The following is an 18,099-nucleotide window of genomic DNA, read 5'->3' as shown; positions in this document are numbered from 1 at the left end:
GGTGTACCTCTTTATCGGCCTAGCGCCAGCCAAGCGATATCGCCTGCTGACTGGGTGTAGTTGTTCTGAACCCGGATCACAGACCTCGACACGTAGCCTGCTCCAGGCGTAAATGCTGCCCCGGTGATCATCGTCGTGAAGGCCATGCAGGCGCCCACCCACATGATTTCGGTCGGGAAAGTCACGGAAAGAGACACGTCACGGCCCGGACCTTGGGAGGTACCGCTGTTGGTCGCCTGCCCAACCCCGACCGCTAGCCCCCATTGCAGAATCCAGCCACCCAGCCAGGTTGGCATTGCGATGTGACCATTCGCGCCAAGTACCCATGAAACACCAGCGCGCAGCTTTTTGGGCGTCACGGCTTTTGTGTCGTCAACTCCTGCATTTACTTCGGGTTGAGTGGCAAGTTGTACAACGCCCAGCACGCCTTCTTGAGCGGCCTGCCACAACGCAGCCAGGCGTGTGGCAAGTGTCAAAGGGCTGACCATCGTCGATGGTTCAGTACCACTGTTGACTGCAGTCTGCGAAGCAAAACGGGCGATACCTGCAACGCTTGTTGTCGCCTGCACAACTTTTGCCGCGATTGCCTGCCAGACCCGTAGCGCCGTCATCGGCTTGGTCGTGTCAGAGCCTTGCTCAGCCTCCGTTTGGCTCGCAGCGATGATGCCGTAGCCAGACAAGGTGTTCGGCAGGCCTGTCAGCGCAGCAAAGGGCACAGAGTACAAACCAGCTCCGCTTCCAGTGATCGTGCCGCTGATCTCAACAATCCCCTCCGACTTGATCCGGATGCCGGGGCCGCTGGACCAAGGATCAGTTCCCAGCCCCAGGAATGCGGTCTTGAATACACCGTCAGAGCCACCGTAGAAGCCAACGCCCCCCTTAATTGACCCGGGCACCCCGGCAAACACTCCCAATCCCCATGAGGGCGTATTTCCCGGCCCGATATAGAGTCTGCTGTTCTCCGTCAGTTGGACATTCCCTTGCAGGGTGCCGCCATTAATCGATAGTGCATCGGTGATCCCGGCCGCTGCGAGCGTAGTCGGGTTCGTGCCGGCAATGACCCGCCCGTACTTGTCGACAGTAACCTTGCCATATGAACCCGCATTGACCCCCGTGCGCCCCGCCACCATCTCAAAGGTCAGCGCAGTAGTGCCCAGGACAATTGGCGCATCGGTTACCAACTGCCAAACGCTGTCGCTGTTGAGCGTGCCCGTCTCGACGCTCACAAATAGACCTGGCGTCACCTCGATGCTGGTGTCTGCATCCTCGGCGCGTTTCCATGGCCCAGTTGAGGAAACTACCCACAGACCGTTGTCCTTGGCCGTCACTTGATTCTTCACCAGAACGCGGGCCCCGGCTTGCAACGCTACGCCGTCAACGGTCTGAAGACCGCTCAGCGTGGTGTTCGCTGTCGTGGCTACCAGTACGGAGTGCTTGAAATCTTGCTTGTTCAAAGCCTCGGTGATTGCCAACTCAACATAGTCGCGGGTAGCCAGTACCACCGACGGATCAATCTTCAATTCGATGTTGGCCACACTGGAGACGATCAGGTTCATCCGTATGATTTGCGTCCGGCCGGATCCCTGCGCAAGCAAAGGCTTGAAGGTCGGGGCAGTGTTGGCAACCGCCACCAAATCGCCGTCCTCATCATACAAACCGATTTCACGGATCCAGAAGCCGCCCACGTTCTCGGGAATGACCTGCTCAGCCACAAAGACAGCAGCGTTTTTCGGGTCAGGAACAAGCTGGTTAAGCGGTGCACGCCGTAGCTCATTGACCAGCTTTGTTTGCGTGGCACTAGGGACCGGATCGGTACCGTTGGCATCGCCAACCGCCAGAGCGGTGATCTTCCAGGGAAGTCCCAAGGCGTTAGCGTTAGCCAGTTTGGCGGCCCCCACATTGGTGAGGATCGCCATAAATTGCGAGTTCTTATCAATCATGGGTACACGTCCAGGGTGTCAATGCTGTGTTCGCGCCCAGCCACACCGATGTAGCCGCTGACTTCAATGTCACGCGCTGCGGGTGGGTAGACGTCGAGTACGTCGCCGTCATAAACGGCAACACCGATATTGATGGTGCCTTGCGCTTCCAGGCTGATGGCCAATCCCGTCATATGCCGCGAGACGGGCTTGGCGTCATCAATGAGCCGGGTTAGCTCTTGATACATTTCCTCGGTAATGCCGCTTTCCAGCACACCGACCTTCAGTGCGAAGGTGGCCGGCGCCCCCTCGGGCACCGTCTGCCACCACTCAGTCACCTCCAGCAGGTAGCCAAGCGGCTCCACCACACGGCGCAACGCGCCAATGGTTCCTTTGCGGGAGTGGATGTAGAACGACGACCTTATGGCGTTGCGCTTGGCCGCCTCCGTCCAGCGATCATCCCAACGGTCCACAGACCAGGCCCACGCCAGGTGCGGCAGCAAATGAACGGGGCACGTCGCGGGGTTGTATAGCGAACGCAGCGGGATCACGGTCTTATCCGCGCTCGCCGCCTCAATCGCACGCTCAAGCTGGGTGCTGTTGATCGGCAGTAGGCTTTTCATGTCACTCCCCCAGCTTGACGCTATAGCCGGTGCAGAACGCCGCCTGAGCCGTTGTAGGGGCCAGATCCATCCACGCGGTCAACTCAACGCGCGAAACGCCTGGGACGTGCAGCTGCGCATCCACAGCGGACCGCGCCACCTCAACCCCCAAGCGTTTGCGCGGGTTGATCCAGGCAGCGAGTCGCCTTTCCGCCTCTGCCAGCGCGACGGCGCTTTCAGGGCCGGGGCCTTTCATATGCAGCACCGCGTCAACGCGATACGGCAGGACCTGGGCGCTTTGCACCGTCACCCGGTCGCCCAATGGCCGAACGTTTTCGTCATTGAGCGCACTGGCTACTACGGCCAACAACTCAGGGCCCACCGCCCCATCGCCCGACAGGCCCAGCACCGTTACCGTAACGCACGCCGGCGAGGGGCTTTCCGCCGATGCATCCGCCACCAGGGCAGACGCATTGCGGGCATGCAGCTTGTAGCTGTTGCGCGGCCCCGCCGTGGTCAGGCCCTCATAGGCCAACTGGATCCGCTCGCGGTAAGCATCGTCGCCCTCCCTGACCTCCTCCACCGGCGGTATAGCGCTAAGGTTCGCCGCCTGGATCACCAAGCGCGGGGTGTTCACGTTCGCCCCGAGCTGATCGAGGTCGCCACGGATTGCATGGGCCAACAGCAACGCCTTGGCGGCATCGTTTACGCGGGCGCGATCACCGATGCCCACATAGGCACCGACCTCCAGCAGCTTGACCACCGGATCACTCTCAAGCGGTGCACTCCAGTTGTCGCCCATGAACTCGCGAAAGACACCCAGCCTTTCCGCATAGACCTCTTCAAAGTCCAGAGGCTCAAGCACGTCAGGCGCCGGCAACTCCGACAGGTCAACGATACTCATACACTTACCTCTAGCAGTACGCTTTCGCCCCGGTAGCTACCGGTGACCTGAATCTTGATCAGACCGCCCAGGACAGAGACGGCTTGCACGCGCTCCAGCTTCAGGCGGGGCTCCCAGCGGCCTAGCGCCCTGCTCGCCTCAGCCTGAACCGCTCCCTTCCAGCCCTCGTTAACCGGCATATCCACGTAACGACGCAGCTTGCTGCCGTACTCCGGCCGCTCCCGACGACTTCCCAACGGGGTGCTTAGAATGTCCTCGATGCACTGACGCAAATGCGCAAGGCCCGAAATCGGCTGGCCGGTGTGGCGGTCCATTCCGATCATCTAAATCACTCCTGCAGTAGTTCGAATTCCTCGTTGGTTTCGAGGTAAGCCCGCGCCTCGGTATCAGCTGCCGGCACCGACACCTGCCGCTTGAGGACCGCCAGAGCACGGCCACTGTCGGGCAGAATCAGGGTGCGCGAGGTATAGAGCTTGTCGCGGAACGTTGCGCCAGGCTCGGCACCGGCGACGGGTTTTTCAGAAGTCTTGGCCATGGTTTCCCCCGGGCACAAAAAAGCCCGCACGCGGCGGGCCAGTGATATTGAACGGCTAGTGTTTGTGGTTCGCGCTGTTGCCGCCGGCGTCAATGATCTTGCCGGCACTGGTGATGTCTTTCACCGCATGCAAACCGCCCTGGACAGAGACGTCTTTCGTTACGGATAACGAACCTTCAATTGCAACGTCTGCAATCAACTTGACGTTGGTCGTTGTGACCGTCACCGCGTTATCCGTAACGACCGCCTCGGTCGCCCCTACCTTGATGCTCACCGTACCCGTGGGCAAAGTGATCGTGTAGCTGTTGGCCTCCCAGTCATAGATCAGAGAGCCGCCATCATCAAAGCGCCACACCTCGACATGATCCCGGTTATCCGGCGCGGCACCGGCGCCGCCGTACAGCCCCGGAACAAACGTGCCCATACCGGCCTGGCCGCTGGGATTGAACAAAATTCCCTGCTCGCCCAAGGTCGGCGCCCGCCAGTGGCGGGCCTTGCCGGCAGCCTGGCTGTGCCAGCGCACCCAGGCGCTCACCCAGTCGCCCGATTTGACTCGCACGGCCGGGGCCATCAGATCCACCCCGACCACCACACACGGTATCAACATCGCCGCAATCATGCGGTCATGCTCGCCCTCCGCCCAGCTCATGGCGTGCTACCTGGTGTATCGACGTCCGGGTACGCTTCCAGGTTGAGTTTGAGCATGCTCGGTTTCTCTTCAGGGAAAGGCCAAACCTCAACCCCCAAATAGACCTGCTGAGTCCACTCGACCACCCATATGACATACCCATCCAGCTCAGGCTTGGTCCAATCCTGAGTAGCGCGCACAAATTGCGCGACGTTGACTTCAAGGCCCCAAGTCTGCTGCCGAAGCAGCACCGCCAGTTGCGAAACCAAATGCACTGCCTGCTCGTGATGATTGGCTTGTATCGGGTCAACGATGATTCGCGCCTCAAACTTACAAACCACGCTGGTTTCGCCGGTGCCGATATCGATACCCGGCTCAAACTCGGCCATTTCGAGAAACACCGAAGGCAGTGGGATGCCCTGGTTTTCCTGAATGTCCGGCCAAAACACTACCGCTTTAATGCCCGATAGATGCTCCGTCAGGTGTTGCTCAATAGCCTCGTACAACTGGCTCAGGCTGAACAGCTCATCGGACATTGGCGCTCCCCTTCAGGTACTTCTGCAGTTCGTAGTTGAGCTCTTGCTCGAGGACAACCAGCAGTTGTTCATCGGCGCGTTTGATCCACGCCTCAAAGTGCGGCCGGGCCTGCTCCAGCGATACCTTGGCCTTCGCCAAAGGAAAGCGATCGTCGTTTTCCTGAACGAAACCACTGCGCCGCCGGCCTTGAGTCGCCTCGGGGTAGTCATCACTGTTGAAGTGCTTGCTGGCAGTACGGATCCAGATATCGGCGCTGTTGCCGTACACCTGTTTGTAAAATGCACCCTGGTAGCGCCGTCCTGCCACCGAAACGCCCCTACCGGTCTGACGTGCCCGACCGATGCGACTGGCCTCAATCGCGTTGAGGCCAAACCACAACTTGCCGCGCATTGCGCCGCCGCTAGTGGGATACGCGCGCAACCGTTGCCGGACAGCGCCGATGGCGATGCGCTCTTGCTTGCCCACCGCCCTGGCAATGTGGGTACGCAACCACCCCAAGGTTTTGTTGATCGCACGCCGCTGTGCAGCCGCCGCAGCTTTTGGCACAACCCGGGCGAAGTCCTGAAAGATCTTCAGATCCGCCAGTGACGGCTGGATGTTGATCAAGCCACCATCGCGTTTCTGCTGTGCGTAGCTGCCAACGCTCATGGACGCTTCCTCAAGATCAGGGCCACCAAGCCATCGCCGCCGGGCTCCAGCTGCAGCAGGTCGTATTCGCCGCCACCGTCCAGGGCCGGCAGATCGACGGTGACGCGCAGACCTTTGCTGAGACCGTCTGAATCACGGACGCGAACCTCAAAGCGAGGTTCGCGTATCGCGGTCTGGGTCTTGCCAAACTTCGGCGCCATCCATGGCGCCATGAACATGCCCAACACCGGCTCGGCGTGGCCTTCGATCTGGGCGGAATCACCCAGGGTTTCGAACACCACGTCATCGATATCGTCGATCAGGTCGCGGAAGGCCACCGTTAGAGTTCCAGCAGGATCTGCGCCCGAGGCCGAGTGCAGATGTGTAGCGGGTTGGACTGCGCCTCGCCTGCTACGCCTTTGTTGAACGCCAGTGGCTCGATCTTGCTGTAGTACGGAATGCCCTGAGTGTTCACCGTTTCCATGTAATCGGCCGGTGCGAAGGACGAGATATACAGGTCAGGCACGCCCTCGGGAATCAGCAATGCCTTGTCGTCGTGGACGAACGAAATGCCAGCGACTTTACCGCGATAGCGCTCCCAGACGATCCCGCCAAACTCGAAGCTTTCACGGGCATCACCGCGCAGAGCAGCGGCCTGCATGGTGTTGAGGTAAGTCTCCTTGACCGAATCATGCACGATCAGCTTGTTCCAGAAATTCTTGCCGCACATAGCACGGGAGCCCGTGCTGGTGATGCTTCCGAGGGCATCCTCTTGCATATCCAGGGCTTCGCCACATTTGACGCGCAATTGGGTTTCGGGAGCGTTAAGGCCCATCTTCAGCTTCTGGCGCTCCACGCCGAAGCGATCATAGATATCCAACAGCACCGTCTTGCCATCGGCATCCAGCACCTGGCCGTTCAAAGCGCCCATGCGTTGAAATTCGTGGGTGGCATCCAACTGACGGCGCGCTTTCGCCAGGCGTTTGTTGACCACATCCTGCACCGCCTGCAACTCACTGCGACTGCCGAAGGCACGGATGCCTTGGATCTCATCGGCCTTGATGGTGAAGCGTTCCGGCAGGTGCACGGTGTTGAACGGGATCAGCGTACGCTTGGTGCCACCGACCACAAGGCCCGAGGTACCGCGTTCACCTGCAGGCACCAGGGCCAGCGTGTCGCTGTCCTTCTCGATCTGCACGGTCAACGTGCTGATGCCCTCTTCGCGGAACAGGCCCAAGCTACTGATACGGCCCGGCAGGTATTCCTGGTCATTGATTGCAGCGGTCAACGAGGAGACGCTGAATGCATCGTCTTCAAAAATAGCGATATCGGCCATGGGGTACTCTCCAGAAACGAAAAATCCCGCACTCGGCGGGATGAATAAAAAGGGTGAACGTCTTAGCGGACGATCACGAAATGGGTAGCCAGGGCCTTTTCGGCGGCAGGATCGAGGCCGGTCAAATGCGCTTCGCTGACCTCGGCCAGCCGCACGATGGCGCGACCTCGACGCGGCACATCCGACTCACCCAGCGGCCCGTAGAGGATCGCGATCGCGTTTTCGGTACCGTCTTCGGCGGTCGGCTTATAGGGGGCGAACTCGCTGGTAAGGGTGACCAGGCCAAGAATTTGACCAGGCTCCAAGGCGGCACCAGCGGCGACGTTGATCGCTTCGCGGGAAATGTTGCCAGCACCTTCGGACAGCAGGAACTCGCCTGCGTGCATCGATTCAGTTTTCATGCTCTTGCTCCTTTCGAGGTTCCGTTCTGTGCCGCCTGACGAGTGGCCCAGATTGAGTGGGTGTCGACCTGTTTGGCCTTGACCGTTAGGGCCGGGTCATCATCCAGTGGCAGGCTGTTGTTGATTTCAAACGTGCCGCCGCTGCTCACCAGCTTGTCGAACAACCGCGCGCGGACTGCTGCTTCGTCGAGACCGGCGCTGATGAACTCGCCGGCAAGCTCTGGCAATCGTGCTGCTACGCACAGGCCGTGCAGGGCTTTGGCTTTAGTCAGCGCGGCCTGGACCACGGCTTCGCTTTCCAGCTTCGTCGCAGCGAGTATCGGGTCCACCAGATTGCTGATGCATGCCGCTGCACATCCCTGCGTGACCATCAGAGCCAGCCTGGCCGCGTCCAGAACGGGCGCGGGATCTGGCTCAGGCGGTTCGGCTTCAAGATCTTCATCCAACTGGGCTAGCAATTCAGGCGGCGCATGCTGGAAACGCTGCAACACGTTGCCCTGGCCGAGACAGGCGCTGACCTTGAGGCCATCGCCGACTTCATCGGCCAGACCCAGCGCCACAGCTTCATTGGCCGTGAGCCATGTTTCAGCGTTGACCATGCGCCGCAGCTCAGCTTCGTCGATGTCCGGCGCCTTGGCCTTGTAGGCCGCGATGATCGCTTCCAGGGTCTGATCCAGGACATCGGCGACGCGGCGAAAGTCTTCGGCATCGCCCCCCGTAAAGGTGTACGGGTTGTGGATCATCAACATGGCGTTGGCAGCGATCACCACCCGGTGAGCGCCGCACACCGCGACACTGGCCGCGCTGGCAGCCAGAGCATCGATGCGGCCGGTACAGCGCTCGCCCAAGCGCGACAGCGCGTTGTGGATCGCCAGGCCATCGAACAGATCGCCACCGATGCTGTTGAACGCAACGATCACCGGCGAAACGCCGTCATCCATGGCGCGAAGGTCCTGCACGAACTGATTGGCGGTGACGCCCCAAGCGCCAATCTCGCCGTAAACGAAGATCTCGATGTTGCGTTGCTCGGCTTCGCCGCTCGCCTGGAGTGTGTACCAGCTTTTATCCGCGACCTTTACCTGCTTGCCCGCCTTGTCATAAACGCGCGGTTTCGTTTTTTTGCTCATGGTTGTTCCTTGTCATCGATCGTCTCGATGGCTTCAAGAGTCGTGTAGTTGAGTCCGAGGTGCGTGGCCCTGGCGAGATCCGCAGCGTTTTCCGTGTCGACCGTTTCCGCGTCGTAGCCGGTACGCAGCACCATCTCGCTACGTGAAGCAAAGCCCGCCTGCACTTCCATCCGCCGCGCCTGCACGTCCTGCACCGGCTGGATGTAGGCCCATCCCTGCGGCACCCAACGCGTACGCAGATATTCGCGTCGACGTTGCGCGTAGTCGGGAAGCACCAGGGCACCGGACAACACCGCCATGTCTATCCAGGCAGCCCGCACCGGGCGACACAACTGGTGCACATACACGCCGAACTGCAGTTGCTCCAGACGCCGCCGGAACTCGTTGAGCACAACCCGCAGCGCCCGGTCGTTGACCTCGCGCATGTCGCCGGTGAGGATCTCGTAAGGCGTACCAGAACCAGCCGCTGCAGCCATCAGTTGCTGCCGCATGAAGTCCGGATAGTTGTTGCCGGCGTCCGGTGGCTTGGAGAACTCCACCTCTTCACCTGGCCCCAGCTCCTGCATGGTGCCGGGCTCCAGGGCCACCATCGGTGTGAAACCGTCGCGGTCAACGTTCAATGGCATGCCCGTAACGGGATCGCGAGGCTGCTGCGTTGCCTCCGGTGCCGGGCGCTTGATGAAGCCCGCGAACAGGTTCGCCACCTCCTGCCGGAACAGCACCGCGTCGTCGTAATTATCCAGGCTGCGCAGGCGCTTCAGCACCGGCGCCAAGCGCGGCACGCCGCGCAACTGTCCAGGCTCCATCGGTTCGAAGATGTGCAGCACCTGTGTTGCCGGTACGCGTACCACCTGGTTGTATCCAGCGTTCAACCATGACGAGTCGCGGGGATGCGAGAGGTACATGTAATACGCCACACGCTTGCCCGCCGGGTTGAACTCGATACCGGCGCGAATCACGTTTCCGTTTTTGGCAATCTCGAATTTATCGTGAGGGACAAATTCAGGGGCCAGCGCCTGCAATTGCAGCGGCACAGCCAAACCTTCGCTCGGGCTGCGGGGTCGCAATCGCACAAAGCATTCACCGGCCGTTTCAACGGTGCGCGCCACCAGAGCCTGCATGCCGTAGAAGTCGGTCAGCTCATCGGCGTCCGCCTCATCCACCCAGTCATCCCACAGCTGCTGCTTTAGCTTGCGCAGCTCGGCGTCGTCCGTGGTCGGCCTGGGCGTGATACCGGTGCCGATCAAGTTGCTGACGCGTTTGTCGATGACGTTGAACGCGTACGGGTCATTGCGCACCGCCGCCCGCGAACGCGCACGCAGATTGCGCAGGGCCGGGGTATTGATGCTGTTGATGCCGTTGTCGGTGGCTTCCCAACTGGCCGAACGTCGGCCCTCACCGGCGCCTTCGTAACTGGCCTTGATGTTCGACGGCAGCAAGAATCCGTTACGGGTTAGCGTCGGATAATGTCGGGCCATTAGAGTCCTTTGCCTCCGTGGGTGAGCCGGATCACGCGAGAGCGCGGCCCGGCGGCTTGACTCAGCGACGTGCGGATCTCGTCACGAGCCTTGAGCAGTTCGTCGATGGAGCGGTACTCCACCGTGCGGTCGCTGTAGCGCACGGTCTTTTCACCGCGTGCAATAGCGCGCTCGATGACTTCGAGGTGCTTCGGGGTAAACGACATATCAGCGTCTCTTCAGGTAACCGCTGGTGGAGCTGCGGCGTTGTGGGGGTGCAGCAGGTCGCGGTTGGGCCACAGGTGCTGCAGGTGGCGGTGCCGGGAGCGACTGACGCGCCGCAACCGGTGCTGGTGTTTCGTCAGCGTCGAGATGCTCGCCTTGTACGGGCTTGACGCCCAACACATCGTCGAACAAACCGGACTGAGCCAGCGCTTGGCGTACCCGCTCCCAGTCGTGTTCCTGGTAGCGGTTGATGCCCAGGTAATGCGCCATCGCCAGGCAGTACACCATCAGGTCGAGCGCTTCGTTGCGCTCGGCCTTGCCCTTGACCCACTCGATACGCTTGTAGCCTTTGACGTATCGGGCGACCTTGCGCTCGGCCACGCACTGGGCGAAGAAATCGTCCGGCAGGTCATTGGCAAAGTGCAGCGAACCGGGGCCGTCCTCGAAGGCGTAGCGGTTGTAGATCCAGTCCTTCGCGGTGTCGGTACCGACAAACCACAGTTCGTCGCCGCCACGTTCGGTCTGCCCCTTCCATGTCACATCGACCATGGACGGTCTTTGAGCAATCACCGGTTTGCCGGGCTTGCTCGCGCCCTTAATGGCGAAGATGTTGCGCCAGCGCCGCACACGGCAGAACTGGTACACCTCGTCGGTGTGGTGACCGCCGGAGTCGACGCCCGTCGCCAGGATCGCCAACGCGACACCGCACGGGTGCCGATATCGAACCTTGAGTTTTTCGTCCAACACCGCCCAGGTGCGCTCATCGGCAGGGTCGCCCCAGATCACCTGGTGGTCGACCACCCAACGTTCCATGCCGACACCGAAGCCCATCACCATCAGCTCCAGGCGGTTGGCCTGGACGTCGACGGCGCCGGTCAACATCAGCACGCCCACCGGCATGCTGCCGAGGGTGTAGGTCTCCAGTCGCGCCCGAGCGACCAGCACTTCGGCCTTGGTCTGCTCTTGCGCGCTGTCCCAGACCTTGGCGAGACGGGTGTTGTAGAACACCTGCATCAGGCCCATGTCACCCTTGGCCTGGGCCTTCTTTGCGTCTTCGAACTCCTCGGCAAGCGAGGGCCAGTCCTTCCAACCAATCGGTGAGTACAGGGCGTTGAGGTGAAAGCCCACCGTCTTGCCATCGCCGCTGCCATGGGCACGCCACTCGCCACGGGCGAGCATGTCAGTCTTGTGGTGCTCCTCAATCAGCACGTCACATTCAGGCGCCGCGCACTGGTAGTGAACCGTGCTGTAGTCCTTGCTGTAGAGCAGCCGCTCCCACTCCAGCACCTGCATGTGCCCGCAGGTGGGGCATGGCACGTAGTAGTAACGCTGGTCGCTGGACTCGAACAGGTCCGAGATCCGCGAGGCGCCTTTAATCGTGGGCGAGCTGGAGAAGTAGATCTTCGCGTTGCGGCCGAAGTTGGTCGCCCGCGTCTCCGCCAGCACGATTGGGTCACCTTCCTGGCCCACATCGTTTTCCCAGCGGTCGACCTCATCGCCGTAGATGTAACGCGCCGACAGCTCGGACAAGTTGGCCGCCGAGCCTGCCGTCGTGACGTACAAGGCACCGCCCTCAAACTCCTTGGTGTCCATGGTGTTGCGGGCGTCCCGCGAGCGGCTGGCCGCCACACGCTTTGCCAGTTCTGGGGTCGCCTTGATCGTCTTGCTGATCCGCCCTGAGACTCGCTTGGACAGGCTCAGACTGGGCAGCAGCGCCAGGATGTTGGACGGTGCCATGTGGATCAAACCGCCCATCCAGTTCAGGGCGATCTGCGTTTTCATCAGCTGGGAAGCCACCATGGTGACGACTCGTCGGCACGGGTGAGCCGGTGACAGGCAGCGCATGGGTTCGCGAGCGTACGGCGTCCGATCCGTGCGGTACTGCCCGGGCTCAGGGGCGCCGGTATCTCGTGGGATGCGCATGTACTCGTCGGCCCACTCGTCGATCCAGAGGTCAGGGTCGGGTCGCAGTCCACGGAAATACGCCTCACGGTACGCACGGTCACCGTCAGGAAACTCCGTGGTCATAGGTCAGCTCGCTCTCATAGCTCGTTCAAGGTCGGACGAGGACATGCGCTCAGCCTCTTCCAGTGATTTACGGAGTGTCGCCGTCAGGTGTTTTTCGATATCCCATGGGTCGGTCATTACGGCCAGCTTGTGGGACAGCTGGGGCAGCAGGCCAAACAACTGGTCTCGCAGATGGCGCCCGGCGTTGTATGCCCCCAGCTCGACAGCATCCCTGGACACCAGCGAGCCTTGTGCCTTGTGCAGTTCGATCTCGGCCAGTTGCGCCAGGTTGTGTTCGCGCATGGCGCGAGCCTTCTGGAAGTCGTGGCCCTTGGCGCCGACAGCAATAGGTTGCTGCGGCGCAGCCGTGTTAGTCGGCTCGACCAGGGGGGACAGTTGGCTGTAAACGTCACGCTGGATCCGGTCCTGTTGGTGTCGAGCCGCGACGGCGGCCTTGCTGGGGTCGGCGGTTTCGCGGATCAGCGCTTCAGTCGCCAGCACGTCAACTTGTTTGCCATCCGGCGCCAGCACCAGGCGGTTGTTGCCTTTGAGCCACGTGATGTAACTCGGCGTCCTGCCGATGCGAGCCGCGAAAGCGCTTTTAGACAGGAACAATGGATCCGTCATAAGCCCCCCTTTTTCAACGACTTCTCAATGGAAACCTTTCAATTTCAATGGATTGAATTTCAGTAAGCTGGCAGCCCATCCGCTAACGCGTTCCCGCGGGTTTCATGCCCCGTGTCCCTTAGATACCGCCAGGGTCCCCGGCGTTTTTAGGCGCATCATTTTGATGCGGGCCACGTATTCCGTGCCATCCAGCACTTCAGGCAGGCCCACTTCCCGAGGGTGGCACATCGCACACGCCCAACCGCTTGGCGGCCCAGCGTTCGTACAAGCCAATAGCGACATCGGCGCCGGCCATCGCCGTGAGGCAGCCAATGCTGCCCGCAGCCAGTACCGACATGCCCGATGCATGCAGCAACATCATGGTGGAAAGTCCACAGACCACGCAGGCACCAGACCGAAGGAGCAACCGGCGAACCAATGACCAACCGCTTACCCCTGCTTTGTCTGCCCGCCACGCCTCGCCCGATATCCCACCAACCAGGGAGAGCACAATCACCATCCAGATCGGCATATCAATAAGTGTTTGCTGCTCGTTTGTCATAATTTGCTCCGCAAATAACCATCAAACAGATGGCGTTTGGAAAATGCGCTACTAATATCTATTCGCCATCAATATTTGCCAGGAGGCCTTATGGACTTTCTTCACCGCCGAGAACATCTGTCGCAAGGGGACATCGTAGAAGTTGAATGCTCGCATCAATGCAATGTCCTACTGACGTCGGACGCAAATTTCGCTAGATACAAAGACGGGGTGGGATACAGCTACTACGGCGGTTTCTTTGAAATGCTGCCCGCAAGAGTCGTGGTACCAAGTACTGGATACTGGAATATCACGATTGATATAGCTGGCCGCCGCGCAAATATTGAGCATTCAATCAGGATTATCCCAAACCGCTAGCTCCCCTTTGCACTGGGCAAGGGCCAGTTCAAGGGCCTTCTTGATCTGTTCCAACGTGCCATCGCTCCTGTATGCGGAAGATGTATATCCGCCTATGGGGGCTCTTGCCCAAACCAATTTTCCTTCAGTGTCTAAAATCTGTACGTCCATCCGCGACACCTCGAACCTTTGAATCGCCTGTCCCTAAAACGCAAAAACCCGGCGCAATGGCCGGGTTTAGTGTGGTGGTGAGTCCCGCTGCTTGCGGTCGCACCTATCGAAGATGGGTACTTTTTACAGGCGGATTCCGGTGGCAGCAAGGGAGTTTTAATGCCACAGCGCAATACGGGTACAACGTGGGTATGACGCAGGTACAACGGAGGGACAACGCATTCAATCGGCTATCGCTTCTGGTGCCCTGTCCTGCCTGTCCCACTATTCAGAATCGAAGTAGGACAGCTACAGGCGCCTAAATTCGGGGCCCTGCCCTACTGTCCTACCTTATTTAACTTTCTCTTGTGTATAGAGAGAAAGCTAAAAGCACGCGTGCGCGCCATGTGCGCGAATACGTGCCCGCTATGCTTACGTGTGCATGGGCGGGAAAAGGTTGGACAGTAGGACAGCTCAACAACGGCGCGGGCTGCGCCTGTCCAACTGCACTAAATGGCAGTCGGACAAGGCGGGACAGTAGGACAAGGGCACGCGGAGTGATGCCGATGGTCATGCAGCCTTCCCCATCAACATGCCGGCGATGTGCAAGTGTGCTTCGTGCAGGCGCTGGTAGTAGGTGTCACGACTGCATCCGCAGTGGGTGTACTTCTGCGACAGGAAGCTTTCGTGGTTGCAGTAGTGCTCGCGCACAACGACAGACAGCTGCGGTGGCAAGTGCTTGTTGACGATCAGTTCGATATCCGCCGATTCGTCCAAGAGCACCCGACTGCCGCGAGTGCCGCGTATCAGCTCGCCCTTGCACTCCATCAGCATGGCAATCATGTTACCGCCACTTGGCCCGCCAACGTTTTCCGACACAGGCGAATGCAGATCCTGCGCCCATAGCTTGAGCATCTCATCGATTCGCTTAATCAAAGCAAGGCTCCTCTACCACAGTCTGCTGCAACGCAGACCCACGGCCCCAGGTCGCCGGCTTCTGATAGGACCAGGGGCGCACACCGCTCTTTGCCAACGCCGGCATGCGCTTCTTCCGCCAGCCCAACCGATGCATGATCGCCCCGACCCGCATTTGCTCGGGCTTGCCCCAATGGCCGAAGTCCAGCTTTAGCGCCTGGCTCAGGATCTCGTTGCCCGTGGCGGTTTCGCCGATCTGCGACTCCTCCAACCAGGTCAGGATCGGGCCTTCCCATTCATCAACCACGAAGCGTTCGTCCTGGGCTTCGGTGAACATCCGGGTTTCATCCTTCGTCACCCACCAGATATCTCCCGCCTCAAAGCAGAACAGCGCCTCAGCCCAAAGCTGGTCGCGGATCTCGCGCAGTTGCTCCAAGTCGACCTTGTTGCAGAACACCGGCCAGTAACGGCGGTTGCCGGTGGCGTCCTTCAGGTATTCCTCTTGGTTGGTGGTACCCACGAACACACACTGGCGCGGCACGTCGTTCGTTCTGCGGCCATAGCTCTCGCGGTAGGTGTCGGTGGATGCAGAGAAGAACTGCTTAGCCTTGGTGCTCTCAGCCTTGTTGAAACTATCCAGCTCGCCCAGCTCGACAATCCACTTGCCGCGAATTGCCTGGAAGCTGTCCTTGTCGCCGAGGGCAAAGGGCGTGTCCATAAACCACTCGCCGCCGAGAACGCCCATGGCGGTCGACTTGCCTTCACCCTGCCCGCCTTCGAGGATCATCACCGAGTCAGCCTTGCAGCCTGGGCGCATCACACGAGCAACGGCCGAGATCGGCCAGCGCTTCCCGACCTTGGCCGAGTATTCGGTGGCCTGGACGCCCAACACGTCGGTCAGCCAGGTTTCCAGCCGAGGCACGCGGTCCCATTCCAGCTTCTCCAGGTACTCGCGCACCGGGTGAAATGCATGGTCGTGGGCAACAACGCTGACCGCTTCGATCACATGGGACGCCTTCACCCGCAAGTTGTACTGCTGCGCGAGCCACTTCATTACCCGCATGTCATCGATGTCGGCCCAATCGCCGGCACCGCCGCCAAAGGGCGCAGACCGCAGCTTGACGATCTTGGAGCTGAACACGCTGTAACCGATGACGCCGGCCCAGCGTTCGTCATTGCCCAGGATCAGTTCGACGTTTTGCATGTGCGCGATCAGGGAGCCGTTTTCGGTGCGGGCCAATTGGTCTTTCCAACCACCAGCCGCTGGAGGCTTGACCACCGCAAGGACCTGGCGGCGGACGGCCTCCAATCCCTCCGCAACGTGCAGGTCATTGAAGTCGGTCCACTTGATTTCACGCTCGCCGGAGAACACCGGTGCAACCACCTGACCACCGACGATCAGCGCGGCGTTGCTGGCTTTTTCTTCGCCGGGGTTCCAAGGGTCGCCGTTGGGGCGTTTGGTCTTCCAGTCGTCGTCACGACAGATGATCAGCGGGCAGCCCGGGAAGCGCTCGCGCATGGCCTTGGAGACTGGCAACAGGTTACCCGCATCGAAGGCGATGGCGACCGTCAGCGAAGTCGCCATGTGCAGGCTGGCGCCCGTGGCGTAGCCCTCACACACCAGCACCGGCTCACCTGGTTCAGGGTGCGGGCCGATCAAGTGGAAGGCGCCTTCTTTCGACATACCGTAGGGCCAGTAGGCCTTGTCACGCCCGGTGTCCTCCTGCTTTGCCGGGAAGATCACCTGCAGGCCGACGATCTGGTCGCGCACGTTGCACATAGGCACCAAAAATGCGCCGGTACGTGGCGCATAGCGAACCTTGAAGCCGACGATCTGCTTTCGATCCAGGTAAGCGCTCTTTCCCTTCTCGGGCATGCGCTTGAACAAAGCCGCTGCACGGCTGGCCGCTCGACGTGAGGCATTCGCCGCGACCTCGGCAGCTTTACGCTTGGCCTCTTCCTGGCGAGCGCGCATGACTTCGCGCTCCTCAGGGCTTATACGCCCGGCCTTGACCTTGATCTTCTGAGACTCACCGGATCGCCAATCACCGAAGCTGCCGAAGATCAACGTTCCGTTTTTCTCGGTGACATGCTCGTGGACCACGTACCAGCCGTTTTTTTCCTTGCCCTTGTCCTGGGAGGTTTTGCAACGGGTCAGCTTGCCGAACACCAAGGGTTGATCAGGCTCCAAGCCGTAATCAGAGAATTGATTGAATACATCATCGAGCATGGCGGGCCTTCCTGGCTTCGTCGATGGACTGGCAGGTCACACACTGGGTGCAACCAGGGATCGCAACACGGCGTGCTAACGGGATCGGCGTGTCGCAGCTTTCGCAGAACATGAACGAATGTGCAGCGGTAACCGTTTTATTCGCATTGCGCGCCGCGAGCGCCTGATCCATCCGCTCTTGCACCAGGTCGTTGGCAAAATCGATAACGTCAGCCACGGTCGGTACCCCGCGTAGTCTGGTTGACGTACTTGGCGCGGTTGAACATCCCCAGCAACCCCTGAATACCGCGAAACACCTGCAGGCGAATCTCGGCCAGTTCCTGATCACTGACGACACCGTCGCCAATGCTCTTGGCCCACGTATCAGCCAAATCAGCCACCTGACGGAAGTACGAGGCAATACCCGTGGTGAGAGTCTCGGGCATGTCACTGGTATAGGTTTCAGCCAGCTCCTGCCATGTGGTATCGCCGACCAGGGCATGCACCGCATCAAGAATGCGGCGGTCCTTGGTCAGTTCGAGGATCTCCCCGAACTCCTGGATGTTCACGGTGTGAGACGGATGGGTGGGAGACAGCTTGTGCTGCAGCGTGGTGGCATTACGGCCGGTGGTGGCGGCGATTGCAGCGGCACCGCCGGGATAGTCCCGTGCGGCGTGGTAGAGCGCTAATTCGAGCGTCAGGACTTCCCTTTGCGCTCGATCAACACAGCTTAAAGCTATTCGGCTCATGGCATTACTCCTACAAAGTTGCCAGTGCCCCGCGACATGCAGTGGTGATACATTTGCCGCGTGGCTTGAAAAGGCCCAAAACGCCGGCTAGATCTAGGGATCGAACCGGCACCGTGCCGAGGCGAACAATCCGTTGTTCACCTCTGGCGCAACAGCTGCCCAATCTGTGGTGGAAAAGGCAGCAACCCAAGACGTCCGTGTCTTGGTAGCGCGGTAAAGAGAGGTGGTTTGCATGTGGTGTGCCCGCAACTCTTTAACGCGACCCGA

Annotated in this window: 22 protein-coding genes; 1 reads left to right on the top strand and 21 read right to left on the bottom strand. The window is 60.3% G+C overall.

Annotated features, from left to right (window positions below; all coding sequences use genetic code 11):
• Positions 1–11: 11 nt before the first annotated feature.
• From V3W39_RS25625 to V3W39_RS25545, 17 genes are all read right to left on the bottom strand, one after another.
• Positions 12–1,940 (bottom strand): phage tail protein, encoded by a 1,929-nt coding sequence (locus V3W39_RS25625; RefSeq protein ID WP_330213591.1) that lies wholly within the window; start codon positions 1,938–1,940, stop codon positions 12–14.
• Positions 1,937–2,542 (bottom strand): phage tail protein I, encoded by a 606-nt coding sequence (locus tag V3W39_RS25620; RefSeq protein ID WP_177041845.1) that lies wholly within the window; start codon positions 2,540–2,542, stop codon positions 1,937–1,939. Before V3W39_RS25620 ends, V3W39_RS25625 begins: the two co-directional genes overlap by 4 nt.
• 1 nt (position 2,543) lies before the next feature.
• Positions 2,544–3,425: a baseplate assembly protein gene (locus tag V3W39_RS25615; RefSeq protein WP_330213590.1), complete on the bottom strand. Its 882-nt coding sequence runs from the start codon at positions 3,423–3,425 to the stop codon at positions 2,544–2,546.
• Positions 3,422–3,748 (bottom strand): GPW/gp25 family protein, encoded by a 327-nt coding sequence (locus V3W39_RS25610; RefSeq protein WP_177120606.1) that lies wholly within the window; start codon positions 3,746–3,748, stop codon positions 3,422–3,424. Before V3W39_RS25610 ends, V3W39_RS25615 begins: the two co-directional genes overlap by 4 nt.
• Positions 3,749–3,753: 5 nt before the next feature.
• Complete coding sequence (locus V3W39_RS25605) at positions 3,754–3,960, bottom strand: hypothetical protein (protein WP_330213589.1); 207 nt, start codon at positions 3,958–3,960, stop codon at positions 3,754–3,756.
• A 55-nt stretch (positions 3,961–4,015) separates the two neighbouring features.
• On the bottom strand, positions 4,016–4,609 hold the full coding sequence (locus V3W39_RS25600) for a phage baseplate assembly protein V (RefSeq protein WP_330213588.1): 594 nt from the start codon (positions 4,607–4,609) through the stop codon (positions 4,016–4,018).
• Positions 4,606–5,124, bottom strand: coding sequence for a hypothetical protein (locus V3W39_RS25595; RefSeq protein ID WP_330213587.1), 519 nt, complete (start codon positions 5,122–5,124; stop codon positions 4,606–4,608). The genes V3W39_RS25600 and V3W39_RS25595 overlap by 4 nt, the downstream gene beginning before the upstream one ends.
• Entirely contained in the window at positions 5,114–5,773 is a 660-nt protein-coding gene (locus tag V3W39_RS25590; RefSeq protein WP_330213586.1) for a hypothetical protein, read from the bottom strand. Before V3W39_RS25590 ends, V3W39_RS25595 begins: the two co-directional genes overlap by 11 nt.
• Positions 5,770–6,090, bottom strand: a complete 321-nt coding sequence (locus V3W39_RS25585; RefSeq protein ID WP_330213585.1) for a head-tail joining protein — start codon at positions 6,088–6,090, stop codon at positions 5,770–5,772. Before V3W39_RS25585 ends, V3W39_RS25590 begins: the two co-directional genes overlap by 4 nt.
• 2 nt (positions 6,091–6,092) lie before the next feature.
• Entirely contained in the window at positions 6,093–7,088 is a 996-nt protein-coding gene (locus V3W39_RS25580; protein ID WP_330213584.1) for a major capsid protein, read from the bottom strand.
• Positions 7,089–7,150: 62 nt separating this feature from the next.
• Complete coding sequence (locus tag V3W39_RS25575; RefSeq protein ID WP_330213583.1) at positions 7,151–7,489, bottom strand: head decoration protein; 339 nt, start codon at positions 7,487–7,489, stop codon at positions 7,151–7,153.
• A complete protein-coding gene (locus tag V3W39_RS25570) occupies positions 7,486–8,616 on the bottom strand; it encodes a head maturation protease, ClpP-related (RefSeq protein ID WP_330213582.1) in 1,131 nt (376 codons plus the stop codon). Before V3W39_RS25570 ends, V3W39_RS25575 begins: the two co-directional genes overlap by 4 nt.
• A complete protein-coding gene (locus tag V3W39_RS25565; protein ID WP_330213581.1) occupies positions 8,613–10,094 on the bottom strand; it encodes a phage portal protein in 1,482 nt (493 codons plus the stop codon). Before V3W39_RS25565 ends, V3W39_RS25570 begins: the two co-directional genes overlap by 4 nt.
• A complete protein-coding gene (locus tag V3W39_RS25560; RefSeq protein WP_074847148.1) occupies positions 10,094–10,300 on the bottom strand; it encodes a phage head-tail joining protein in 207 nt (68 codons plus the stop codon). Before V3W39_RS25560 ends, V3W39_RS25565 begins: the two co-directional genes overlap by 1 nt.
• 1 nt (position 10,301) lies before the next feature.
• Entirely contained in the window at positions 10,302–12,326 is a 2,025-nt protein-coding gene (locus tag V3W39_RS25555) for a phage terminase large subunit family protein (protein ID WP_330213580.1), read from the bottom strand.
• 3 nt (positions 12,327–12,329) lie between these two features.
• Positions 12,330–12,932, bottom strand: coding sequence for a terminase small subunit (locus V3W39_RS25550; RefSeq protein ID WP_330213579.1), 603 nt, complete (start codon positions 12,930–12,932; stop codon positions 12,330–12,332).
• Between the two features lie 196 nt (positions 12,933–13,128).
• Positions 13,129–13,473, bottom strand: coding sequence for a phage holin family protein (locus V3W39_RS25545; protein WP_330213578.1), 345 nt, complete (start codon positions 13,471–13,473; stop codon positions 13,129–13,131).
• Between the two features lie 90 nt (positions 13,474–13,563).
• Here V3W39_RS25545 and V3W39_RS25540 point away from each other — a divergent pair, with 90 nt between their 5' ends.
• Positions 13,564–13,830, top strand: a complete 267-nt coding sequence (locus V3W39_RS25540) for a DUF1883 domain-containing protein (protein ID WP_330213577.1) — start codon at positions 13,564–13,566, stop codon at positions 13,828–13,830.
• A gap of 699 nt (positions 13,831–14,529) precedes the next feature.
• Here V3W39_RS25540 and V3W39_RS25535 read toward each other — a convergent pair.
• From V3W39_RS25535 to V3W39_RS25520, 4 genes are read right to left on the bottom strand one after another with little or no spacing between them, the layout of a single operon-like run.
• On the bottom strand, positions 14,530–14,895 hold the full coding sequence (locus tag V3W39_RS25535) for a PA0613 family protein (protein WP_330213576.1): 366 nt from the start codon (positions 14,893–14,895) through the stop codon (positions 14,530–14,532).
• A complete protein-coding gene (locus V3W39_RS25530) occupies positions 14,888–17,104 on the bottom strand; it encodes a VapE domain-containing protein (RefSeq protein ID WP_330213575.1) in 2,217 nt (738 codons plus the stop codon). Before V3W39_RS25530 ends, V3W39_RS25535 begins: the two co-directional genes overlap by 8 nt.
• Positions 17,094–17,321: a TraR/DksA family transcriptional regulator gene (locus tag V3W39_RS25525; protein ID WP_178912106.1), complete on the bottom strand. Its 228-nt coding sequence runs from the start codon at positions 17,319–17,321 to the stop codon at positions 17,094–17,096. The genes V3W39_RS25530 and V3W39_RS25525 overlap by 11 nt, the downstream gene beginning before the upstream one ends.
• Positions 17,314–17,832 carry a phage regulatory CII family protein gene (locus V3W39_RS25520; protein WP_003207604.1) on the bottom strand — a complete coding sequence of 173 codons (519 nt, stop codon included), beginning with the start codon at positions 17,830–17,832 and terminating at the stop codon, positions 17,314–17,316. The genes V3W39_RS25525 and V3W39_RS25520 overlap by 8 nt, the downstream gene beginning before the upstream one ends.
• Between the last annotated feature and the right edge of the window lie 267 nt (positions 17,833–18,099).

Source organism: Pseudomonas sp. Z18(2022), from assembly GCF_036346535.1.
Taxonomy (GTDB): Bacteria; Pseudomonadota; Gammaproteobacteria; order Pseudomonadales; family Pseudomonadaceae; genus Aquipseudomonas; species Aquipseudomonas yamanorum_A.
This window is presented reverse-complemented; position numbering and strand designations above follow the sequence as displayed.